This is a genomic window from Gordonia sp. ABSL11-1 (genome assembly GCF_030315685.1).
In the GTDB taxonomy this organism is placed as follows: Bacteria; Actinomycetota; Actinomycetes; order Mycobacteriales; family Mycobacteriaceae; genus Gordonia.
In genome coordinates this window covers 1-21,751 of the sequence record NZ_JASXSI010000011.1, presented here as the reverse complement: position 1 = coordinate 21,751, position 21,751 = coordinate 1, and the positions used below count along the sequence as shown (strand labels likewise).

At 69.2% G+C, this 21,751-nt stretch carries 18 protein-coding genes; 6 read left to right on the top strand and 12 right to left on the bottom strand.

Going from position 1 to position 21,751, the window contains the following annotated elements:
• Nucleotides 1–3 precede the first annotated feature (3 nt).
• The 6 genes from QSJ19_RS13585 to QSJ19_RS13560 all read right to left on the bottom strand — a co-directional run bounded on the left by QSJ19_RS13585 (nucleotide 4) and on the right by QSJ19_RS13560 (nucleotide 7,137).
• Nucleotides 4–975, bottom strand: coding sequence for an ABC transporter ATP-binding protein (locus QSJ19_RS13585; RefSeq protein WP_286321120.1), 972 nt, complete (start codon nucleotides 973–975; stop codon nucleotides 4–6).
• Between the two features lie 72 nt (nucleotides 976–1,047).
• Entirely contained in the window at nucleotides 1,048–2,055 is a 1,008-nt protein-coding gene (locus QSJ19_RS13580) for an esterase-like activity of phytase family protein (protein ID WP_286321118.1), read from the bottom strand.
• An 84-nt stretch (nucleotides 2,056–2,139) separates the two neighbouring features.
• Nucleotides 2,140–3,969 carry a phosphoenolpyruvate carboxykinase (GTP) gene (locus QSJ19_RS13575; protein WP_286321117.1) on the bottom strand — a complete coding sequence of 610 codons (1,830 nt, stop codon included), beginning with the start codon at nucleotides 3,967–3,969 and terminating at the stop codon, nucleotides 2,140–2,142.
• Nucleotides 3,970–4,146: 177 nt separating this feature from the next.
• Nucleotides 4,147–4,590, bottom strand: coding sequence for a DUF6802 family protein (locus QSJ19_RS13570; RefSeq protein WP_286321116.1), 444 nt, complete (start codon nucleotides 4,588–4,590; stop codon nucleotides 4,147–4,149).
• 136 nt (nucleotides 4,591–4,726) lie between these two features.
• The gene (locus QSJ19_RS13565) at nucleotides 4,727–6,229 is read right to left on the bottom strand and encodes a GTPase domain-containing protein (RefSeq protein ID WP_286321115.1); all 1,503 of its coding nucleotides are present in this window, start codon (nucleotides 6,227–6,229) and stop codon (nucleotides 4,727–4,729) included.
• Nucleotides 6,229–7,137, bottom strand: coding sequence for a hypothetical protein (locus QSJ19_RS13560; protein ID WP_286321114.1), 909 nt, complete (start codon nucleotides 7,135–7,137; stop codon nucleotides 6,229–6,231). The genes QSJ19_RS13565 and QSJ19_RS13560 overlap by 1 nt, the downstream gene beginning before the upstream one ends.
• 82 nt (nucleotides 7,138–7,219) lie before the next feature.
• Between QSJ19_RS13560 and trmB the strand changes: the two genes are divergently transcribed.
• From trmB to QSJ19_RS13545, 3 genes are all read left to right on the top strand, one after another.
• Nucleotides 7,220–7,999, top strand: a complete 780-nt coding sequence (gene trmB / locus QSJ19_RS13555; RefSeq protein ID WP_286321113.1) for a tRNA (guanosine(46)-N7)-methyltransferase TrmB — start codon at nucleotides 7,220–7,222, stop codon at nucleotides 7,997–7,999.
• The gene (locus tag QSJ19_RS13550; protein WP_286321111.1) at nucleotides 7,996–8,679 is read left to right on the top strand and encodes an NYN domain-containing protein; all 684 of its coding nucleotides are present in this window, start codon (nucleotides 7,996–7,998) and stop codon (nucleotides 8,677–8,679) included. Before trmB ends, QSJ19_RS13550 begins: the two co-directional genes overlap by 4 nt.
• Nucleotides 8,680–8,839: 160 nt before the next feature.
• Entirely contained in the window at nucleotides 8,840–12,121 is a 3,282-nt protein-coding gene (locus QSJ19_RS13545; protein ID WP_286321108.1) for an MMPL family transporter, read from the top strand.
• Nucleotides 12,122–12,435: 314 nt separating this feature from the next.
• On the opposite strand, the gene QSJ19_RS13540 is transcribed toward QSJ19_RS13545, so the two are convergent.
• Genes QSJ19_RS13540 through QSJ19_RS13530 form a run of 3 tightly spaced genes read right to left on the bottom strand, consistent with a single transcriptional unit; the run spans nucleotide 12,436 to nucleotide 15,689 of the window.
• Nucleotides 12,436–13,116 carry a response regulator gene (locus QSJ19_RS13540; protein WP_286321106.1) on the bottom strand — a complete coding sequence of 227 codons (681 nt, stop codon included), beginning with the start codon at nucleotides 13,114–13,116 and terminating at the stop codon, nucleotides 12,436–12,438.
• Between the two features lie 3 nt (nucleotides 13,117–13,119).
• A complete protein-coding gene (gene macS / locus QSJ19_RS13535; RefSeq protein WP_286321105.1) occupies nucleotides 13,120–14,316 on the bottom strand; it encodes a MacS family sensor histidine kinase in 1,197 nt (398 codons plus the stop codon).
• A 2-nt stretch (nucleotides 14,317–14,318) separates the two neighbouring features.
• Nucleotides 14,319–15,689, bottom strand: a complete 1,371-nt coding sequence (locus QSJ19_RS13530) for an AI-2E family transporter (protein WP_286321104.1) — start codon at nucleotides 15,687–15,689, stop codon at nucleotides 14,319–14,321.
• Nucleotides 15,690–15,747: 58 nt separating this feature from the next.
• Between QSJ19_RS13530 and QSJ19_RS13525 the strand changes: the two genes are divergently transcribed.
• Together QSJ19_RS13525 and QSJ19_RS13520 are read left to right on the top strand one after the other, a co-directional pair.
• Complete coding sequence (locus QSJ19_RS13525; RefSeq protein WP_286321103.1) at nucleotides 15,748–17,013, top strand: lysylphosphatidylglycerol synthase transmembrane domain-containing protein; 1,266 nt, start codon at nucleotides 15,748–15,750, stop codon at nucleotides 17,011–17,013.
• Between the two features lie 6 nt (nucleotides 17,014–17,019).
• On the top strand, nucleotides 17,020–17,469 hold the full coding sequence (locus QSJ19_RS13520; RefSeq protein ID WP_502876165.1) for a DUF3054 domain-containing protein: 450 nt from the start codon (nucleotides 17,020–17,022) through the stop codon (nucleotides 17,467–17,469).
• An 18-nt stretch (nucleotides 17,470–17,487) separates the two neighbouring features.
• Here QSJ19_RS13520 and QSJ19_RS13515 read toward each other — a convergent pair whose 3' ends face one another.
• Nucleotides 17,488–19,134, bottom strand: coding sequence for an NTF2-like N-terminal transpeptidase domain-containing protein (locus tag QSJ19_RS13515; RefSeq protein WP_286321102.1), 1,647 nt, complete (start codon nucleotides 19,132–19,134; stop codon nucleotides 17,488–17,490).
• Between the two features lie 167 nt (nucleotides 19,135–19,301).
• On the opposite strand from QSJ19_RS13515, the gene QSJ19_RS13510 reads away from it, so the two are divergent.
• Nucleotides 19,302–20,048 (top strand): pirin family protein, encoded by a 747-nt coding sequence (locus tag QSJ19_RS13510; protein WP_286321101.1) that lies wholly within the window; start codon nucleotides 19,302–19,304, stop codon nucleotides 20,046–20,048.
• Here the strand turns inward: QSJ19_RS13510 and QSJ19_RS13505 are convergent.
• Nucleotides 20,005–20,778, bottom strand: a complete 774-nt coding sequence (locus tag QSJ19_RS13505; RefSeq protein ID WP_286321099.1) for a sterol desaturase family protein — start codon at nucleotides 20,776–20,778, stop codon at nucleotides 20,005–20,007. The genes QSJ19_RS13510 and QSJ19_RS13505 overlap by 44 nt on opposite strands.
• Nucleotides 20,779–20,830: 52 nt before the next feature.
• The gene (locus QSJ19_RS13500) at nucleotides 20,831–21,643 is read right to left on the bottom strand and encodes a FadR/GntR family transcriptional regulator (RefSeq protein ID WP_286321097.1); all 813 of its coding nucleotides are present in this window, start codon (nucleotides 21,641–21,643) and stop codon (nucleotides 20,831–20,833) included.
• Nucleotides 21,644–21,751: the final 108 nt, after the last annotated feature.

The following is a 21,751-nucleotide window of genomic DNA, read 5'->3' as shown; positions in this document are numbered from 1 at the left end:
GTCTCAGCGCACCTCGGGGGCGGGAGCCGCGTGTTTGGGCGTGTGATCGCCGGTGGCCTGATCCGTTGCGGTCGTGGCGGAGTCGCCGGGGTCGGCCTCATGCGCGCCGGCGGCGGTCTCACTCGCCCCGCTCGCTCCGCTCCCGGCGGCGGTCTCACTCGCCCCGCTCGCTCCGCTCGCCCCGCTCCCGCTCGCCGCATTCACGTCCGGCCCGTCGTCGAGGTTCTTCATCACCTCGAACACGTCGTCGGCCGACGGGCGCGACAGCTCGCGGACGATCTGGCCGTCGGCGAGGAAGACCACACGATCGGCGTAGGAGGCGGCCCGCGGATCGTGCGTCACGATCACGACGGTCTGCCCGAACTCGTCGGTCGCGGCGCGCAGGATCGACAGCACCTCACCCGACGAGCGCGAATCCAGGTTGCCGGTCGGCTCGTCGCCGAAGATGATGTCCGGCTTGCCGACGAGTGCCCGCGCACACGCCACACGCTGCTGCTGTCCGCCGGAGAGCTCGCTCGGCAGATGGCTCAGTCGTTCGGTGATGCCGAGTCGGTCGACCACCGCGTCGAACCACTCCTTGTCGACGTCGCGACCCGCGATGTCGACGGGCAGGGTGATGTTCTCCGCGGCGGTCAGCGTCGGGACGAGGTTGAACGACTGGAAGACGAATCCGATGCGGTCCCGCCGCAGCATGGTCATCGCCTTGTCCGACAGACCGGTGAGGTCGACGTCACCGATGTGCACACGTCCGCCGGTGGCGACGTCGAGCCCCGCGAGGCAGTGCATCAGGGTCGACTTGCCCGAGCCCGACGGGCCCATGATGGCGGTGAACTCCCCCGCGGGGAACTCGATGCTGACCCCCCTCAGGGCCTCGACGACGGTGTCACCCGTGCCGTACACCTTGGTCAGATCCGCCGCACCGGCGGCGATCGATCGTGTTTCGACGTGCGGGTCGTCCGTGGAAGCCGAAGTCATGGCATCAACCGTGCCAAATCTCGAGCCGGTTGGCCATCGGGAAAATCCCTGAGTCGATCTCGGGGTGTGTCCTCAGCCCTTCGGCAGGTGCACTTCGAGGGCGTGGACGCGGGTCGGACCGGCGAACGCGTTGTTGGTGACGACGTAGAGGATGCGTCCTCGGTAGTTCTGCCACGGACGGTCGGGAAGCCAGTTGCCCCAACCCAACCCGGACATGTTTCCGGTGGTCAGACCGGACAGCGGCGCGGTGGAGAAGATGAGTTTCTTCGGCATCGCGCGTTCGCGGCCGGACAGCTTCGCCGCGCCCGAGACCGACTGCGCTCCACGCGTGGTGGTCCAGTAGATGCGGGTGACCCGTCCCTTGCCGCGTTCGAGGACGAGGAAGTCGGTGTTGTTGACCGACAGGACGTCGGCGGCCACCTTGTCGCCGTCGGTGCGATAGACGTGCTCCGAGGTGCCCTTGCCCGCCCAGGTGATCAGTCGCGCCGAGGTGCGCGGGTCCTGCTTCAGCCCGCCCGCGGTGATGGCGCTGATCCGGCTGCCCGGGCCGACCGCCACGCCGGTGAGGCCGCGCTGACCGTTCAGTCCGGACTTCGCGGTGGTCCGGTAGGCGCTGGGCAGTCCCAGGTCGCGGATGTGGTTGCCGAATCGTCCGATCTGCCGGACGAACTGGTTGGCTCCGCCGCTCGCGACGACGTAGTCCGCGCCCACGCGGCGGATGCCCTCGAACTGCGCCTGACCGGGCAGAGGCGGGATCTGGAACGGTCCCAGGATCGGACCGCCTCCGTTGATCGTCCCGTTGCCGAGGAAACCGATGTCGGACCGGAACGCCAGATTCGCGGTGTAGACGCGGGCCGGCCCCAGCCGGCCCACGTCCGTCGAGATCAGTGCATAGCTGCCGTTGTCGGTCCGGTCGATGCCGGAGATCGCACCGAACGTGGGCGCACCGTTGATGACCGTCGAATCGCGGTACATCGCGCCGACATCCGACGGGGCCGCGACGGCACCGCCCGCGGACACCACGGAAAGACCTACGGCACAAGCGGACACGAGCGCCGCCCCCCACAAGCGAAGTCCCATGGGGGAAGACCCTACCGCATCATCCGTCACAGCTCCGCGCGGACGGTGCGACCAGCGTACGACAGCGTGGGATCTAGAGCGCGATCAGGCGAGGCGCTGCTTGAGGTGATCGAGTTCGTCGCGCAGCGAGGTCGGCAGCTTGTCGCCGACGAACTCGAAGAGCTCCTCGATCAGCGGGATCTCCTGACGCCACTCGTCGGCGTCGACCGCGAGCGCGGCGGCGATGTCCTCGGCGGGCACGTCACCGAGGCCGTCGACGTCGATCTCCTCCGGCTTCGCGACGATGCCGATCGGGGTCGAGATGCCCTCGTTCTGCCCCTCGATGCGTCCGACGATCCACTCGAGCACACGGCTGTTCTCGCCGAAACCGGGCCACAGGAAGCGGCCGTCGTCGCCGCGACGGAACCAGTTGACGTAGAACACCTTCGGCAGCTTGTCGGCGTCGGCGTTCTTGCCGAGGTCGAGCCAGTGCGCGAAGTAGTCGCCGATGTGGTAGCCGAGGAACGGCAGCATCGCCATCGGGTCGCGACGCACGGTGCCGACCTTGCCCTCGGCCGCGGCGGTCTGCTCGGAGCCGACGGTGGCGCCCATGAACACGCCGTGCTGCCAGTCGCGCGCCTCGGTCACCAGCGGGACGGTGGTCTTACGACGACCGCCGAACAGGATCGCCGAGATCGGCACGCCCTTCGGGTCATCCCACTCCGGGGCCAGCGACGGGCACTGGTCCAGCGGGGTGCAGTAGCGCGAGTTCGGGTGTGCGGCCTTCGCGTCGGACGCGGGCGTCCAGTCGTTGCCCAGCCAGTCGGTCAGGTGCGCCGGCTTCTCGCCGCCGATGCCCTCCCACCAGATGTCACCGTCGTCGGTCAGTGCGACGTTCGTGTACAGGGTGTTGCCGGCTTCGATGGTCCTCATCGCGTTCGGGTTGGAGTCGTCGCTGGTGCCGGGTGCGACACCGAAGAAGCCGAACTCCGGGTTGATCGCGTACAGACGACCGTCGTCGCCGAAGCGCATCCAGGCGATGTCGTCGCCAACCGTCTCGGCCTCCCAGCCCGGGATGGTGGGCTGGATCATCGCGAGGTTCGTCTTGCCGCAGGCGCTCGGGAACGCGGCCGCGACGTAGTAGACCTTCTTCTGCGGGCTGGTCAGCTTGAGGATCAGCATGTGCTCCGCCAGCCAGCCCTCGTCATGAGCCAGGACCGAGGCGATGCGCAGCGCGTAGCACTTCTTGCCGAGGAGGGCGTTGCCGCCGTATCCGGAACCGAACGACCAGATCTCGCGGTCCTCCGGGAAGTGCGAGATGTACTTCTCCGAGTTGCACGGCCACCGGACGTCGGCCTGGCCGGGTTCGAGCGGCGCACCGACCGAGTGCAGGGCCTTGACGAAGAACCCGTCGTCGCCGAGCAGTTCGAGGACCTGCGGTCCGACGCGGGTCATGATCTTCATGGACAGGACGACGTATTCGGAGTCGGTGATCTCCACGCCCAGCTTCGGGTCGTCGGAACCGAGGGGGCCCATGCAGAACGGGATGACGAACATCGTGCGGCCGCGCATGCATCCGCGGTACAGGTCGGTCATCGTGGCGCGCATCTCCGCCGGATCGACCCAGTTGTTGGTGGGCCCGGCGTCTTCCTTGGTGGCCGAGCAGATGTAGGTACGCGACTCCACGCGGGCGACATCGGCGGGATCGGATTGCGCGAGGAACGAGTTCGGCTTCTTCTCCTCGTTCAGTTTGATGAGGGTGCCGGAGTCCACCAGCTGCGTGGTCAGCCGCTCCCATTCGGCATCGCTGCCGTCCGACCAGACCACCCGATCCGGCTGTGTCAGCTCGGCGACCTCGGTGACCCACGCCAGCAGTCCGGCGTGTTTCGTCGGGGCGGTGTTCGGGTCGAGGCCGGGAATGGTGGCTGAGGTCATGATGGGGTCTCCTCCGAGGTGACGGCGGGATGCAGGGCCGTCGCGATGTCGTCGTCACCACAGGATACGTTTACCGAGCGCCCGCTAGGTACCGGGGTGATCGAGATGCGGTATATCCCACACTCCGGGCGTTCGCAACCCCCCCGGGCGAGGTCTGGCGGGGTCCGCGGGTCCGCCTCAGCCGAGGCGGCCGCTGTCGGTCGGGACCCAGGTGCCACTCGTCGGGTCGAGCGTGCGCGACGAGAACATGCCGTCGGCGTCTACCTCGGTGATCTTGTCGACCTGACCGTCGTGGTCGGAGTCGGTGTAGACCGTCACGCCGCCGGCACCGCTGCGCGTCAGTGAGTCGCGGATGCCGTCGGCATCGGTGTCGACGTCGGCCGGACCGAGGTCCCAGACCCGCCCGTCGGAGTGCATCCAGAGGTGGTCCGCGGGAGAGGTCGGCTCGGGGAACGTCGATGCGTGCGCGTCGTCGGCGGGGGCGACGTATCCGACCTGGTCGGCCGTGAACCCTCCGCCGGCATCGATCGAGACGCGATCGACGTCACCGGTCTGCCCGCCCTGCCCGTCACCGTAGTGCCCGCCGTCAAGCGGCTCACCGCCCAGAAACGACATGTCCATCCCGTGCACTCCCCTCGTCCGTATCGGCCTCGTCCGTACCGGCACCACCGCACACCACCGTGATGATAGGACGCACGCGGAGCCCGTTCGGTTCCATCGGGTACGACCTCATTCACGACCGTCCCGCCCGCGACGGTCACCGCTGCGGTCCATCGTCCTCCCCGGCGAGCGCGTCCGCGAGCGCGGCGAGTTCACGACGCGTGCTGCGCACACGACCCAGCCGATCCCGATGCACCTGGTCGGCGGCGCCGGACCGCAGGCCGCGGAGTCGTTCGTCGATCTCGGCGACCTGACCGGCCACGTGTCGGGCCCGGCGGTCGTAGTAGCGGCTGATCTGACTGATCAGATACGGCTCGACGGCGGCCACCCGTGCACCCACCCGGTGATCGAGGCGTCCCCGCGTCTCCCCGAGGGCGTCGTTGCTCCAGCCGCGGATCTCCGCACGCAGTGCCGCGACGCGCCGCACACGGATCACCAGCGCGGCGGCCGCCACCCCGAGCAGCAGGGTCAGGGGCATGCTGATCCACTGCAGTGTCTGGACCGAGGCCATCGGAGCGACGATGAGACGTCCGAGGCCCAGACCGGTCGATGCGCCGATCACCACCACCAGGGCGTCCTCGCCGCCGCGCCGGCCGCTCGGCACCGGGCGCGAGAACGGCGGTTCCGGGCTGCGCTCCTCGGGCGGGACCTCCGGCGCTCCCGCCTCGGTGGGCCCGGCGTCGAGGCCGAGCAGCGCCGCGGCCCGGACCTCGTCGACACGGTCGTCGGTCGCCTCGTCGACGCGGTCGCGCAACGCGACGGTCTCGGCGCCCAGCCAGTGCACGTAGTCGTCGAGGGTGCGGCGGTTCAGCGACGCCGACCGGGTCGTGGCCGCGGCGGCGAGGGCACGGGTGCCCGCGGCGACGTCGGCGTGCGATTGCCCGCGCACGGAGGCCAGGCCGGTGCGGGCCGCGGTCAACCGGTCGCCGCGTCCGCGATCACGCGATTCCAGCAGCTGCCGCCGACGACGCGTCAGCGCCTCGGCCTCCTCCGCGGCGGCATCGGCATCGGTCTGCCGGTACAGGCCGGCCTCCGCGTGGTCGACGGCGCCGAGCGCGGCCGCGACCCGGGCACGCTCGGCCCGCAGGTCGCCGGGCGCCGCAAGGTGCTCGCCGGCCCACTCGAGGACCGCGGAGACCCCGGACTCGTCGGGCGCCCCGGACAGCGCGGCCAGCGACGACACGGCGAACACCGGTAGCTCCTCGTGCGGGTCGAGCAGCGCGCGATGCGCACGCAGGATGCGTGGCCACTCCCAGAAGGCGTCGATCTTGGTACCGACGAGCGCGACGATGCCGAACCGCGACCGCAGCTCGTCGACGGCCTCGCGCTCCTCCTCACCCACCGACGACGTCGGGTCGAGGACCATCAGCGCGATACCGACCGTGCGGTCGTCGTGCTGTCGGCCCCACCGGCCCTCGACGACCGGGGCGGACGGGTCGATCAGGTGGCAGGCCTCGACGAGGCACGTCACGCCGGTGCCGCCCACCCCGAACACGGCGACCACGGTGCCGGTACCCGCGACCGCGGCCGCATCGAACCCGGTGAGCCCGTGCACCCGCGACAGCAGTCCCGCCCCCGACGACCCCGCGGGCGCCGACATCACGCGGCCTCACCGATCTGCAGCAGGTGCTCGAGGACGTCGCGATCCGCACCTCGCGCGGCGAGCAACTCGACGCGGGCCCGCAGTTCGACCAGCCGCCAGTACCGCACGATCTCCACCCGCTCCCGGATGGCCGGTACCAGAGCGTGAATCCCGCTCTCCGCATGCAACTCTCGGTTCACCGTGGAGGCCGTCGGCTCGTCGCCCGCGCACTCGGCGAGCACGGCGAGCGCGATGTCGATGCCGCGCTGATCGATCCGGCGCAGCAGACCCGCCCGCACGGTCCGCTCATCGCCGACAGATGTCTCCGCACTCTGCGTCGAGGCGGTGAGGAACTGCGCCGCCATCGACGGCATCGTCTCGCCCGCCGCGGCCAGCCCGCGGAGGAAATCGGTCTCGTCGTCGGACAGATCGGCGCACGCCAGCAGCGCCGACATCGGGTGAACGGGCAGTCCGATCGTCTCGGCGCACTCGGCCGCGACGGCGTCGGCGACCGTGGCGTCGCCGAGGCCGTGCGTGTCCGCCTTGCCGAGGACGACGATCGTCCGGTCTCGCGGGACCGTGGCGAGGAGGGTGTGGTCGGCGCGGCGTGGGGGCCCCGACAGCACATACAGCCACAGGTCGGCGTCGGCGGCTCCCTCGCCCACCTCACCGGGTCCGATCGCGGTGACCGACAGCCGTTCACGCAGCGCCCGGGCGACGGTGTCGCGCCCGGTGCCGGGTCGCCCGCAGACCGCGATCTGCAGTGGCCGGGCGTACCGGCCGGCGGCGTCGGCGAGGTCGGCACGCACGGGTGAGTCCGGTCCGACGACGGCGGCCAGCTCCCCCGACTCGACGGCACGCGCGAGCGCACTCGACCGGATACCCGACAGGGCACCCGGGGAAGCGATCGGCGCAGCGTGCGGCATGCCTCGCAATGTAGCGTTCCTGCCCTCCGCCCGCGCTGCTGACCGGCGGCTCAGGCGCACCGACTGTCCTCGACGGCCCTCGATGCGCAACGATGGTCGGGTGAACGACAGTGTCGACCAGTCACGTCTGTACCCGCGGGTGACCAGTTTCCGGTTCCGGCGGGGCACCCTGACGACCGGTCAGCAACGCAACTGGGAGACGCTCTGGCCCCGGCTGGGCCGCGACCTCGCGATCGGTCCCGACCAGGTGCCCGAGCCACCGCTCGACCTGCCGGGACTGTTCGGCCGGGAGGCACCTCGCGTCCTCGAGATCGGGAGCGGCACGGGCATCTCGACAGCGGCCATGGCGACCGAGGAACCCGACGTCGACGTCGTCGCCGTCGAGGTCTACAAGCCCGGACTCGCCCAGTTGCTGGGCCTCATCGACCGGGAGGGGCTGACCAACATCCGGATGGTGCGCGGTGACGCCGTCGTCGTGCTGCGTGAGCTGCTCGGGCCGGACAGCCTCACCGGTGTCCGGGTGTTCTTCCCGGATCCGTGGCCGAAATCACGGCATCACAAGCGACGTCTGCTGCAGAGCGGCACGATCGAACTGATGGCCGATCGGCTCGCCCCCGGCGGCATCCTGCACATCGCCACCGACCACGCCGACTATGCGGAGTGGATCGCCGAGCGTCTGGCCACCCAGCGGGCCGACCGTCCGCACGTGATACCGCTGACCTTCGACGCCCCCATCTCGCTGACCCGGCCCACCACCAAGTTCGAGGGTCGCGCCGAACGCGAGGGCCGCGGCGTCAACGAGTTCGTGTACGTGAAGCCGCAACCGAGACCCGCCGCGTCGACCGAAAGCGACCCGACATGACCGACGACACCCCGGATACCCCGTCCCCCAGCGGATTCGGGGAATCGATCGCCGGCCGTTCCGGGTCGGCACGGGTCCTGCTGGTGTGGGACGCACCCAACATGGACATGGGCCTCGGCGCCATCCTCGGAGGTCGCCCGACGGCCGCGCACCGCCCGCGGTTCGACGCGTTGGGCCGATGGCTGCTGCAGCGGACCGCCGACATCTCCGGCGGGCTCCCCGACACCCCCGTGGAACCCGAGGCGACGGTCTTCACCAACATCGTCCCCGGCAGCGCCGACGTCGTGCGGCCCTGGGTCGACGCCCTGCGCAACGTCGGATATGCCGTGTTCGCGAAGCCCAAACTGACCGACGACAGCGATGTCGACGCCGACATGCTCGACCACATCGAACTTCGCAGGCACACTGTGGGACTAGCTGGCCTCATCGTCGCCTCGGCGGACGGACAGGCGTTCCGCGAGCCGCTGCTCGAGGTGGCGGCCGACGGCCTCCCGGTCACCGTGATCGGGTTCCGGGAGCACGCCAGCTGGGCCCTGACCACCGAAGAACTGGAGTTCGTCGACCTCGAGGACATCCCGGCGGTGTTCCGGGAGCCGCTGCCACGCATCGGGCTCGATTCGCTTCCCGACGACGGGGCATGGCTCACGCCGTTCCGGCCGCTGCGCGCACTGCTGCACTGAGTTCGCGCTGCCGCCACGGCGACGGACACACCGACGCGCGCCGACTCAGCGAGCTATCAGGACGACCTGCAAGAATCAACCGTCATCCTGCGCCCCAGGACCGATCGATCCCCTGTTCACCACGATCAGCACCACTCACGACGAGAGGAAGGACCCAGGCGTGTTCGGAGCCATCGGCACTTTCGTCTATCGAATGCGCTTCGCGGTCATCGCCGTACTCATCGCGATGATGGCCGGTCTCGGTCTCTACGGACTGGACCTGGGTAAGTACCTCAGCCAGAGCGGCTGGTTCGACCCGACGTCGGAGTCGGTGAAGGGATCGCAGGTCGCGGACACCTCGCTCGGTCGCGACCACCGCTCCGACGTGATCCTGCTGATCACCCCGCCGCAGGGCACCACCGTCGACGATCCCGAGTTCGGCGCGAAGGTGGAGAACTTCGTCGACGATCTGATCTCGCAGCACGGTGACATCGTCAACCGCGAGGACCCGGGCGTCATCGACCCCTTCTACCTGCGGGATCAGACCGCGACGTCGAAGGCCGCACAGGAAACCATCCGGTCGCGCACCTTCACCGACGACAAACAGCACGCGTTCATCAGCATCGGCGTCAAGGGCGACGACGACACCACGATCCTGAAGAACTATCAGACGATCGAACCGTTCTTCGACGACATCCCGGACAGATTCAATCTCGAGGGCACGACCTTCGAGATGGCCGGCCTCCAACCGGTCGCCGGATCGATGGCCGACGGTATGGACAAGGACATCCACCGGGCCGAGGTGATCGCCCTGCCCTTGGTGGCGATCATGCTGTTCTTCATCTTCGGCGGAGTGGTCGCGGCCTGTCTGCCCGTCCTCATCGGCGGCCTGACCATCGCCGGATCGCTCGGCATCATGAAGGTGCTGGCCCAGGTCACCGAGCTGAACATCTTCGCGCAGTCGGTGGTCACGCTGATCGGCCTGGGTATCGCGATCGACTACGGACTGTTCATCGTCAGCCGGTTCCGAGAGGAACTCGCGGAGGGCTATTCGACCAAGGCCGCGGTCCGAAGAACCGTGATGACCTCGGGTCAGACGGTGGTGTTCTCGGCGACCATCATCGTCGCGGCCCTGGCGTGTCTGCTGATCATGCCGCAGGGCTTCCTCAAGTCAGTCGCCTACGGCGCGATCGCGTCGGTGTCGCTGGCGGCGATCCTGTCGATCACCGTGCTGCCGGCGATCCTGTCGATCCTGGGTCCACGGATCGACGCGCTCGGCCTGCCCTTCCTGCGGCGCACGAAGACCAAGGAAGAGATCGAGAACGGGTTCTGGGGCCGGCTGGCCGGCTGGGTGATGCAGCATCCGGTCGCGACCGCGGTGCCGACCGTGCTGATCCTGCTCGTGCTGACGATCCCGTTCGGTGGCATCAAGTTCGGCGGCATCAGCGAGGCCTACCTCCCGCCCGACAACCCGAACCGTGTCGCGCAGGAGAACTTCGACAAGTTCTTCCCGACCGAGCGCACCGAAGAGATCAAGCTCGTCATCGCCTATGACCCGAACGACAACGCGAGCGGCGACAAGATCACCTCGATCGCCGACGAGGCCAACAAGATCCCCGGGTTCACCAAGCAGTTCAGCCCGAGTTCCGACGGCGGCGCGCTGACCGGTCAGTACGGCGACAACGGACCGCAGATCCTGCAGATGTCGGCGGGGCTGGTCAATCGTGACACCGCCGCCGCGGCGATCAAGGACCTCCGTGCCATCGACACGCAGGGGCTCACCATGTGGGTCGCCGGCACGCCGACGCTGACGCAGGATTCGATCGACGCACTGATGTCGAGATTGCCGATCATGGCGATCCTCCTGGTGCTGGTGACCGGGTTCCTCATGTTCCTGGCGTTCGGCTCCCTGGTCCTGCCGATCAAGGCGGCGTTGATGACCGCACTCGGACTCGGCGCCACACTCGGCATCCTCACCTGGATCTTCGTCGACGGTCACGGCGCCGGACTCGCGAACTTCACCCCCGGTCCGCTGTTCGCGGCGATTCTCGTGCTGATCATCGCGATCATCTTCGGTCTGTCCACCGACTACGAGATATTCCTGTTGTCCCGCATGGTCGAGGCGAGACAGAAGGGCGCGACCACGACGGAGGCGGTCCGGGTCGGCACCGCCTATACCGGCCGTATCATCACCGCGGCCGCCGCGATCCTCGTCGTCGTCACCGGCGCCTTCGGGCTGTCCGAGATCGTGATGATGAAGTACATCGCCTACGGCATGATCGCGGCGCTCATCCTCGACGCGACCATCATCCGCATGCTGCTGGTGCCGTCGGTGATGAAGCTGCTCGGCGACGACTGCTGGTGGGCGCCGCGCTGGATGCAGACACTGCAGCGCAAGATCGGCCTGGGCGAGACCGTCCTCGACGACGAACCCGACGAGATGCGCGACAGCGCCCGGGCCGCCCGTTCACGCTCGGCGGGCACGATCGTGGCCGAGGCGCCGACGTCGGCGATGTCTGCCGCGCCGCGCGCTGCTGCCGCGACGGCGGCCGTCGGGGCCGCTGCGGCCGGAACCGCCACCGCGACACGATCCGCCGCGCCCGGCCCCCGGCCGGGTCCGCGATCCCCGCAGGGGCGTGGTCCCGCGCGGACGTCGGAACCGCCGGCCCGCCGCGCACCCGACCGTCCCGCACCTGACCGCACGTCGGCCCGGAACCGTCCGATGCCGGCTCCCGGCCCGGCGCGATCCGGACCGGCACCTGCGCCGTCGCCTGCGGACCGTCAGCAGAGCCAGCGGCCCTCCGACCGGCGACCGAGTGATCCCGGCGCGGGCGCGCCCGGATCTGGTGCACCCGCATCAGGCACGCCGGGATCAGGTGCGCCACGACCTGCCGGCCCGCCACAGACGTCGGCGGCGATGCGTGGCCGGTCGTCCCGCTCCCGGTCGGGTGGCCCCGACACCGGTAGCTGGCGGCTCGGTGCCAGCGGAATCCGCATGGGTGGCGACGAGCCGCCCCGCGCACCCACACCGGGCCCTTCCCCCGCTGCGCCGCCTGCGCCCCCGACACCGCCGTCGGGTCCGACATCCCCGCCGCGGCGTCGTGACGACTCCCCGCTCGGTCGGCGCCCGGCGCTCGACAGCACCGGCAAACGTCCGCTCGCGGCGTCACTCGCGCCGGAGGATCAGCGTCCCGGCCCGACCCCGGCGCCCCGCAGCGGCGGTTCGCCGATGGATCGCGGTCTGAGCGACGCCGACCCGTCGCTCACCGGCGATCGCACCGCCGACGATGACCGCCCGGCTCCCGACGGCACGGACGGCACCGGCACCGGAAACGGCACGAGCAACGGGTCCGGCAAGCGCCGCGGCACCGATCGGCACGCCCGCTCCGAGGCCGACGGCGACGGCGACGGCGGCCAGATCAGCGTGCAGGATCTGCTGCGCCGCAGCCGGTCGGAGAGCTGAGCGGCCGGCGGCAATATGTCAGCGCCGCCTCTGAGTCGGGCGCATCCCCCGGGCGCCTTCCCGGGACCAACCCCGGACCGCCATCTCGGACAGCTGCCCACCCACACCCGTCAATCCACCGCCGACCGGTATCGATGACCTCCTTGGTCAAGACGGGGTCAAGACCGGGCGTGATCAGCCGCACAGCCTCGCAGGATTGTCTCCCCGCTACACCCACCAGGAGGCAACGCGACCGCGCCGGACACGGAAATCGTCCCGGGGGCAGGACGTTCCGCAGATTCCTGCGCCGACGACGTTCGTCGAGTAGGGCTCGTTCATCCGTCCAGTCCGTGTTCGATCGCGTACCGCGTCAGCTCCACTCGGTTTCCGAGCTGGAGCTTTCGCAGTGTGGCCTGCACGTGATTCTCGACGGTCCGGTGACTCAGCGACAGCCGGCTGGCGATCTGCTTGGCGCTCAATCCTTTCGCCACGTACCGCAGCACCTCGGTCTCCCGCTCGGTGAGCGACGGCCGGGTCTGATCCGGATCGGGCTCGGCGGACATCCGCCGGTACTCGCCGAGGATCAGTCCGGCCAGCCCGGGCGTGAACACGGCCTGACCGTCGGCGGTGGCGCGGACGGCCACCACGAGCTCAGCCCGCGACGAACTCTTCACCAGATACCCACTGGCACCTGCTTTCACGGCCTGTAGCACATCGTCGCGCTCGTCCGACGCCGACAACACGAGCACCCGCGATGCCGGGGACGCCTCGAGCACCGCCGCGGTCGCCTCCGCGCCACTGCCGTCCGGCAATTGCATGTCCATCAGCACGACGTCCGGGGTCACCGCCCCCGCACGCCGACCGGCGCTGCCCACCCCGTCGGCAGTCGCCACCACCTCGAACCCCTCCTCCTCGAGATCGCGGGCCACCCCGTCGCGCCACATCGGATGATCGTCGACGACCATCACCCGCAGGCGATCCGGTGCCGCAGCGTCTCCGTCGTCCGACCGCATCATCGTTCAGCCCTCCCGCTCCACCGGAATCGTCAGTTCCCATTCTGTGCCCAGGCCCGGCCCTGAATCGAGGACCGCGGTACCGCCGAGTGCCTCGACACGTCCGACGATCGACTTCGAGATCCCCATCCGCCCTTGCCGGTGCGCTTCGTCGAGTCGCCCCGGGGCGATGCCGACGCCATCGTCGCGCACGCTGACCACCACGCGGTCACCGAGATCCTCGAGCAGCACGAATGCCCGGGCACCGTCGCCGGCATGATGCGCGACGTTGTCTAGCGCGTTGCGCACCACCGACCGGAGTTGTTCGGCGACAACAACATCGACGACGACGGCGGACCCCGGTGAACTGACCGACACCCGCTCGCCCGCGAACGATCGAAGGATCGTGGCGAGGTCGACGGCCTCGGTCGCGACGTCGATGTCGTCGTCGGCATCGGAGATCAGGCGGCGCAGGGCACGTTCCTGCTGACCCGCGAGCTCGGCCAGTTCCGCGGTGTCGCCGCCGATCTCCCGTCCGCGTTTCGCGATCAGCGACAGCACCTGCAGCACCCCGTCGTGGACCTCGCGCGAGAGTCGTTCGCGTTCCTCGGTCGCCGCGGCGACCGCCGCCGCCTGGGTGAGCACGGCGTGGGCGCGGCGCGCGATGACCGCCGCGAGCCCGACCGCCATCCCGGTCGCGACGATGATGATGATCGTCGCGTTGCGCCCGAAGTTGAGGTCGAACGCACCCTTGACGAACGAACTCGTCCCACCGACGACGAGCCCGCCGACGATTCCCCAGATCGGACCGGCCAGCAGGGCAACGGAGATGACGGCGTTCACCGCCCACAGCGTCGTCGGCCACGTCTGGTTGTTCAGCGCCCACGAGGTCTCGGCGACATACGACGTCGACAGCATGAGCGCGCAGGCGACGACGACGTCGGCGCTCACCCAGTACACGGTGCGGCCGAATCCGACGTGGTAGGCGATCCCGGACGCCAGCGACCACGCGCTCAGCACGCCGAAGAGCACCCACGCCGCATCATCGTGCAGGAGGTCGTCGTTGATGGCGATCTGGAAGCCCAGCGCGTACAGGTAGGACAGGAATCGGAACAGTTGCGCGGCCCGCCACAGCGGTCCGACCGGATCGGTGTCGGCGGCCCGGGCGATCTGCGCTGCACGACTGGGACCCGACCGACCGTCCGCCTGCGCCCCGCCGCCCATGGTCAGGCCCGGTCGTCGCCGGGCCGGTCGTCGCCGGACCGGTCGGGGTCGTCCTTCGCGGTCGCGGCATCCGGCGTCGTGGACTCTGTCGTCGCCTCACGCTCACCGGAGTCCGCCGAATCGGACTCCTCGGCATCATGTCCGGCGATGACAGACCGCGCCTCCTCGTCGGCCTCCGCCGGGGCGTCGATCCGATCCCAGCGCGGCTCATCCGGCTCGGCGACGTACATCCTCCCGTCGCGGTCGGCGGCGCGCTCCCGCACTGTGGCCGCGCTGTCGGCGAGGTGGCGGATCGCAGTGTTGGCGAAGGCGATCAGCGGCACCGCGAGCAGGCCGCCGATGATCCCCGCCGACACGATGCCTGCGGCGATCGCCAGCACCACCGCAACCGGATGCAGACGCACCGATCGGCCCAACAGGAACGGCTGCAGCACATGGCTTTCCACCTGCATGACACCGATCACGATCGCCAGCGCGATGACGGCGGCGATCCAGCCCTGCGTGACCAGTGCGACCATCACGGCCAGGGTTCCGGTGATGAGTGCACCGACAATAGGGATGAAGGCGCCCAGGAACACCAGCGACGCGAGCGGAAGCGCCAGCGGCACACTCAGAATCGCAAGCCCCACGCCGATGCCGAGTGCGTCGACAAAGGCCACCGCCACGGTGGCCCGGACATAGCCGACGAGCGTCCCGAACCCGGCGGTGCCGGCCGCCCGCACCCGGCCGCGGGTGTGGCGCGGCACGAGTTTCGTGACGAACGTCCAGATCTGTCCGCCGCCGTACAGGAAGAAGATGAGCAGGAACACCGACAACAGGGCGCCGGTGATGATCTCGGTCGCCGTCGTGGCGGTGGCCAGCGCACCGCTGGTCACCTTGTCCTGGTTGTGCTCGAGGAAGGTGGTGACCTCGTTGCCCAGATTGCGCACCTGGTCGTCGTCGACCCCGATGGGCCCGTTGACGAGCCAGTCACGGGTGCGGTCGACGGTGACGGTGATCTGTTTGGTCAGCTCCGGGAATCCGCGGATGAACTCCTGCACGACAAAGGTCATCACCGCGGCCAGCAGCCCGAGCGCGACGATGATGGTCACGAGGACCGCGAGCGAGCGCGGGACCCGCCGACGGTCCATCGCGTCGACCACCGGCACGAGCATCGCGGCGCCGAGGATCGCGAGCGCCACCGGCACCAGGACCTCTTCGAACTCGTGGAAGATGCGGAGCAGCACGAAGGCACCGGCCGCGATGACGAGCAGTCGCCACGTCCACTCGGCGGTCGCCCGGACCAAGGGATGAACCTTTTCGCGGTCCGCGACGGCGACGGCCCTGCGGGCAGCCTCGCGTCGCGATGGGCCGTCGGTGTCGGCATCGCTCACGCCTGCCAGCGTAGCCGCGGATACCGATCCTGAGCGTTCCTGTGGATAGGGTGTGCACATGTCGTCGGAGGGGACCGGTTCCGGAGGTGTGGCCACGCGGTCGCGCTTCTGGTGGCTTCGGTGGCTCCTGCTGGCGATCGTGCTGGTCATCCTGGCTGCCGAGATCGTCCTGATCTCACCCAGCCTCGAAGAGGCATGGCACCGGATCGGTGATCTCGACTGGGTGTGGATTCTCGCGAGCATCGGCGCCGCCCTGTTGTCGATGGACAGTTTCGCGCAGGTCCAGCGGGCTCTGCTGCGATCAGCGGGGGTGCGGGTGACGCAATGGCAGTCACTGTCGGTGATCCTGGCATCGAACTCGGTGAGCCAGACGATGCCCGGTGGCCCGGTGTTGTCGCCGGCGTTCGTCTACCGGGAGACGCGCAAGTGGGGCGCCACCCCCGTCGTCGCGTCGTGGCAGGTCGTGATGTCGGGACTGCTCGCCGGCGTCGGCCTGGCCGTCCTCGGTTTCGGTGGTGCACTCCTGGCCGGCGCCAAGACCAGCCCGTTCTCCGTGTTCTTCTCGGTGGTCGGTTTCGTCGCGGTCGCGGTCGTCTTCCAGTACCTGGCCAGCCACCCCGAGTCGTTGCAGAGTACGGTCCTACGGATCGTGGAGTGGACCAATCAGGTCCGCAACAAGCCGCGCGACCACGGCCACGGCCGGGTCATCGAGACGCTCGAGCAGCTGCGCGCAGTCCAGCTGACGCAGCGCGACCTGGGGATCTCGTTCGGCTGGAGCCTGTTCAACTGGGTCACCGACGTCGCCTGCCTCGCGTTCGCGTGCTGGGCGGTCGGCGCGCACCCCAGCATCGCCGGCCTGATGGTCGCCTATGCGGCGGGTAAGGCGGTCGGCACCGCGGTCCCCTTGCTGCCGGGCGGGATCGGCGTGGTCGACGCCGTCCTCGTACCCGCACTGACCAGCGCCGGCATGCCCGCCGCAGACGCCATCACCGCGGTGCTCGTCTACCGGCTGATCAGCTACGTCTTCATCGCCGCCATCGGCTGGGTCGTCGTGCTGGTGATGTTCCGCAACAGCTTCAAACAAGGCGATAGCCTCGAGGACGAGATCGACGACGACGTCAGCGAGGACGGCCCGGATGATCGGCCGGCCGATCCCGAGGACAAGCCGGACGGCGACCCACCCGACAACGCCGCCGACGATACGGCGGACACAGTGGACGACACCGCGGACATGAACGACGCGGACATGAACGACGCGGACACGGACGGGGGCAGGGACGGGGAGCCGGAGAGTTCCCGCAGGCCCGACGACCCGCTACCGTAGAAAACCATGTCGGAGTCCCCAGCCGTCGCCGACGTCGGCGACCTCCCGGGCCGGCGTCAACTGCCGATGCCCGTGACCGCGCTCCTCGATCTCGTCGCGATCACCGTGTTCGTGATGATCGGCCGGTCCAGCCATGAAGAAGGCCTGACCGTCGTCGGCATCCTGCAGACCCTCTGGCCGTTCGCGATCGGCGCGGCGGCCGGGTGGTCGATCGCCTATGTCCTGTCCCATGTCCGCTCCAGCGACGACAGCTTCGGCCACGATTTCCGGCCCGAACGGATCGTGCCGGCCGGCCTGATCGTCTGGTCCTGTGCCGTCGCGATCGCAATGGTCCTGCGCTACCTGCTCCACCAGGGCGTCGCGTTCAGCTTCATCATCGTCGCCACCATCTCACTCGGCGTCTTCCTGATCGGATGGCGTGCGGTGGCGGCGTTCGTCGCCAAGCGGTCCTCGTGACGCGGCCCGATCGGTCGGTCACTTGATGCGGAAGTACTTCTGCGCGACCTGCAGCGCAGCCGTCCCGGACTTCTCGCCCTCGCAGTACACCACCAGCACCTTGCCGCCCTGGAGCCCGACGAACCACCCCGGACCCTGCGGTCCGTTGGTGCCGACCAGCGCCTTCAGCCCGGGCGCCGCGGTGAGGTCGCTGGCATCTCCGGTCTTCGCGGTCTGTGTCATCGCGGCCAGAACCGGACCCGTCGTCGCACCGTCGAGTTCGCCAAGCTTCCCGCCGACGACACTCGTCGGGACACCCTTGATGACGTACGGGACGACCGAGGACATCTGACCGGCCGACGCGCGCGCCATCGCAACGCCCAGAGCACCCATGTTCGTCATCGAGTAGCTCGCTCCCCCTGACCGGAAGTCGACGGTCTGCACTCCCGGCCGATCCGGGGTCGGGGTGCTCAGACCCGGCACGGTGAACTGCACGCCGAGGCCCAGACGGTCCAGAACGGTCTCGGCCGCACCCTGATTCGCGTTCGCGACCCGATCGACGCCGGCCAGCACCGGGTTCAGCGTGCTGCCGACCGGATACGGGGTGTTGGCATTGATGCCGCGCTCGACCGCATAGCTGTTCTGCGCCATACCGAGGATCGCGCCGGTGCCCGCATCGAGGGCCATGATGGTCGCCGGCTGGCCGACCTCGACGGCCGCGTCACCCAGCGACAACTGCAGATTCTGGTCGACGGTGGTCTCGACGTCCGGTCCGGGCGGACCCTGCTCACCGGCGAGCTTGCGCGGCTTGAGACCGGGACCGAGCATCTGGACCTGCCACCCCGCGGTGGCGTCGCGGATGGCCTGCCAGTAGTTGGTCAGACCCGGTTCCATCGGCGACGACAGGCGGCGATCCGCCATCACGAGCTTGCCGCTCTTGCGGACGGTCACCCCGGGCACGGCGGCCGGATTGGACTGAAGCACCTGCATGTCCGGGTCACGCAGCGTCACCGCGGTGATCGGCTTGCCCGACGCCTGCCCCAGCTTCTCGGTGATCACCTGCGCCGTGATCAGCGGCGCGATCGGCTCCAGCGTGCGCGCCAACGCCCGTGCCGACGCCGTGAGGTCGCGGGTCTGCGCCGGGTCGAGGACGATCTCGTTGACCGGCTGCAGATACATGAACGTCTTGCCGGACCGGCTGTTCACGGTCGGGGGCGGGGTCGCGTCGGTGCGGATCTCGCGGAGCTGACCACCGTAGGGCAGGCCCGGGTAGATGATCGACGGCTCCCAGGTGACCTTCCAACCGGTCGACAGATGCCGCGCCGTGCCGGAACTCGTCGTCTCGAAGGTTCGGTCCTTGGCCCAGCGATAGGTGCTCTTCAGGGAGAACGAGGCGGTCCCGTCGCTGTATTCGACGGGTCTCTCGACAGCCATGTCCAGGTGCTCGGCGTTCATGCCGTTCAGCGTCAGGGTCAGCGCCTCGGTCGCCTGACCGGGCGCGGTGGTGTACTTCGCGGCACCACCGGGGTCCTGGCGCTCCATCGCAGCAGCGAACGCCCGCACCGCGCCCGCGGCGTCGTCGTCGTCGGCCGACGCACCGATCCCACACGCGCTGATCGCCAGGGCGATACTGCATGTGGCCGCAGCGCAGGCCACTGTCGGCGCACGCTTCACCCAGATCTTCATGTTCACAATTTTCACTCTTGTCACAGCGGATATCGATCCTGCCAGCTTCCATTCGGGGATCAGAGCGGTCACGATCCTGTCTCGAGTATCCGGGCCGCCGGTCCGAGACTGCTCGGATGGGCGCGGGCCGCGGCGTCGGGACCCGTTGATCCGGCCCATAATGAGGCATGGGCTTTCGAGTGATTGCAGCCGAGGACCGAGTGGTGACCACAACCGACTGGCTGACGTCCCGCCATAGCTTCTCCTTCGGCGATCACTACGACCCATCCAACACCCATCACGGTGTCCTGTTGGTGAATAACGATGATGTGGTCGCTCCGTTACAGGGCTTTGACCAACATGCGCACCGCGAGTCTGAAATCGTCACCTGGGTCACTTCCGGCTCATTGGTTCACCAGGATTCCGAGGGGAACACCGGGATCGTCTATCCCGGTCTGGCACAACGGATGAGCGCGGGAACGGGCGTGCTGCACTCGGAGCGAAACGACACCTGGTCCGATCGGCCGGGCGCGGGCACGGTCCCCGCCCGGTTCGTCCAGATGTGGGTCATGCCGGACGAGCCCGGACTCACGCCGACGTACGCCCACGCCGACATCTCGGATCAGCTGCGAGACGGGGGGCTGGTGGCCATCGCATCGGGGGATCCGGGGTGCGATTCGGCCATCCGCATCGCGAACCGCTCGGCGAGACTGCACGTCGCGCGACTGGGCGCGGGGACGTCGATCGTGGTGCCGGCGGGACGGTACTCGCACCTGTTCGTGGTTGCCGGCGGACTCGAGTTCGACGGCACACGGATCGACGAGGGTGACGCGGTCCGTGGCGAGGACCTCGGCGGCGAGCGCCTCACCGCCGTCGTCGACGCCGAGGTCCTCATCTGGACGATGGATCGCGATCTGCGGGACCTGATGGGGTGAGCGCGTGCAGGTTCTTCGCAGTCGGCGACTTGTCCACCGAGTCCGGATCGGGGTAGGTCCGCAGCAACCGATCGGCGGTGCCCGATGTGGTCACCGTGAACCAGTAGTGCTCGTTGCGGTAGTGGTGGAATCGATGGTTGCGCCAGGTCGCGCGATAGAACCGTGAGCGCGGCTTGTAGTCGGTGTGGATGAGGTAGTGGGTCCATTCGTAGACGATGCCGAGCAGACCGAGCACCACCAGGAAGGTCAGCCCCCGCTCGACGCTGCGGAAGACCACCAGGGCCACGACGAGCGCCACGATCAGGACCGGGATCAGGGCGCGCCACGGGATGAAGATCAGCGGGATGTCGCGCGGGTCGTTGTGGTGCTCACGATGCTTTCGGGCCAGCAGGGTGTCGAGGGTCACGGGTCCCATCCGCTTGGGACGCCAGTGCAGGACGAAGACGTGGATCAGCCATTCCGCGAGTGGGAAGACCGCCACCATCACGACGGGGACGAGGAGATCGGCGAGTCCCCATCCGCCGATCCAGACTCGTGCGACGACGGCACCGAGCAGAAGGGCGCCGATCATCCAGGGCGACGGATGTCGTACGAACTCGGCGAACGCCGATCGCAGGGTGACGGTGCGGCGAGAGGTACGCAGTCGTCGTTCGTCAGCGTCGACGCGGCGTCGGGCGCGTGCATCGATCGATCCCGACCCACCGGTGCCGGCGTTCGTCGTCTCTGACATTCGTGGTCTCCCTTGTCCGGATCGCGGTCAGACCGAGGCTGCACGCCCCTGGTCAACCTTCGGGTGGTGCGGGGCTCGTCGCCCTCTCGGTCTCGGCCCCATCGGTCTCGACCCCATCGGTCTCGGCCGCTGCGGTCTCGGCCGCTTCAACCTCGGCGAGCGCGGTACACAGGGCGAGCAGAGTGGCCGTCGCCGGGGCGAGCAGGATCTGCGCGGCCCGTGCCGCCTCGCCGGGCCGTCGGTGTTCGATGGCGTCGACGACGTCGCGATAGCCGGCCACGTTCCGGACCTCCGGCTCCAGCACGGCCGCGAGCGCCGGAAGGGCTGGTTCGTATGCGGCGCGCAGCGAGTTGTACATGAGGCGGAACGCGACCGAATCCGCCGCGTCGATGACCCGGCTCCAGAACTCCAGGGCGACAACCTGCTGTTGCACCGGGTCGAGATCGGCGGTCAGTTCCGCCAGACAGTCGCGGAGCCGGACGACGGCGTGCTCGTCGGCGCGTTCCGCGGCGAGCTCGGCCACTTTCGGCCCCACGAGCGCCCTGGCCTCCACGATCGAACGCGCCACCGCGGGCACCAGGCGGCCCTCTCGGACGAGCAGCCGCGGCAGCAGGTCGAGGCCCCCGGTCGCAGCGGGGTCGAGGATCCTGGTGCCCTGGCCTTGACGGATCGACACCAGTCCGGCGGCGGCGACGCGACGGAGGGCCTCCCGGACGGCAGGGCGGGACACGCCGAGCATGCGCGCGAGATCGCGTTCGCTCGGCAGCGTGTCACCGGCGGGCAGATCACCGGACAACACACCGTCGACGATCTGCTCGTAGACGTCCTCGGGCACGCTCCGCGGCGCGATGGGCTCGAACGGCATGTCGCAACCCTAAGACCCGTGTGGTCAAGTGGTCAAGTGGTAAGACCAGTTAGGTCGGTTGCCGGATTGCGGGCGGTGTCCCGTCGATCCGTTCTTGTCGGAGTCCGT

What these genes read in the sequence shown, in the direction of transcription:
- QSJ19_RS13585 (WP_286321120.1), bottom strand. Translation starts at nt 975, where the DNA reads ATGACTTCGGCTTCCACGGACGACCCGCACGTCGAAACACGATCGATC.
- QSJ19_RS13580 (WP_286321118.1), bottom strand. Translation starts at nt 2,055, where the DNA reads ATGGGACTTCGCTTGTGGGGGGCGGCGCTCGTGTCCGCTTGTGCCGTA.
- QSJ19_RS13575 (WP_286321117.1), bottom strand. Translation starts at nt 3,969, where the DNA reads ATGACCTCAGCCACCATTCCCGGCCTCGACCCGAACACCGCCCCGACG.
- QSJ19_RS13570 (WP_286321116.1), bottom strand. Translation starts at nt 4,590, where the DNA reads ATGGACATGTCGTTTCTGGGCGGTGAGCCGCTTGACGGCGGGCACTAC.
- QSJ19_RS13565 (WP_286321115.1), bottom strand. Translation starts at nt 6,229, where the DNA reads ATGTCGGCGCCCGCGGGGTCGTCGGGGGCGGGACTGCTGTCGCGGGTG.
- QSJ19_RS13560 (WP_286321114.1), bottom strand. Translation starts at nt 7,137, where the DNA reads ATGCCGCACGCTGCGCCGATCGCTTCCCCGGGTGCCCTGTCGGGTATC.
- trmB (WP_286321113.1), top strand. Translation starts at nt 7,220, where the DNA reads ATGCGCAACGATGGTCGGGTGAACGACAGTGTCGACCAGTCACGTCTG.
- QSJ19_RS13550 (WP_286321111.1), top strand. Translation starts at nt 7,996, where the DNA reads ATGACCGACGACACCCCGGATACCCCGTCCCCCAGCGGATTCGGGGAA.
- QSJ19_RS13540 (WP_286321106.1), bottom strand. Translation starts at nt 13,116, where the DNA reads ATGATGCGGTCGGACGACGGAGACGCTGCGGCACCGGATCGCCTGCGG.
- macS (WP_286321105.1), bottom strand. Translation starts at nt 14,316, where the DNA reads ATGGGCGGCGGGGCGCAGGCGGACGGTCGGTCGGGTCCCAGTCGTGCA.
- QSJ19_RS13525 (WP_286321103.1), top strand. Translation starts at nt 15,748, where the DNA reads ATGTCGTCGGAGGGGACCGGTTCCGGAGGTGTGGCCACGCGGTCGCGC.
- QSJ19_RS13520 (WP_502876165.1), top strand. Translation starts at nt 17,020, where the DNA reads ATGTCGGAGTCCCCAGCCGTCGCCGACGTCGGCGACCTCCCGGGCCGG.
- QSJ19_RS13515 (WP_286321102.1), bottom strand. Translation starts at nt 19,134, where the DNA reads ATGAAGATCTGGGTGAAGCGTGCGCCGACAGTGGCCTGCGCTGCGGCC.
- QSJ19_RS13510 (WP_286321101.1), top strand. Translation starts at nt 19,302, where the DNA reads ATGGGCTTTCGAGTGATTGCAGCCGAGGACCGAGTGGTGACCACAACC.
- QSJ19_RS13505 (WP_286321099.1), bottom strand. Translation starts at nt 20,778, where the DNA reads ATGTCAGAGACGACGAACGCCGGCACCGGTGGGTCGGGATCGATCGAT.
- QSJ19_RS13500 (WP_286321097.1), bottom strand. Translation starts at nt 21,643, where the DNA reads ATGCCGTTCGAGCCCATCGCGCCGCGGAGCGTGCCCGAGGACGTCTAC.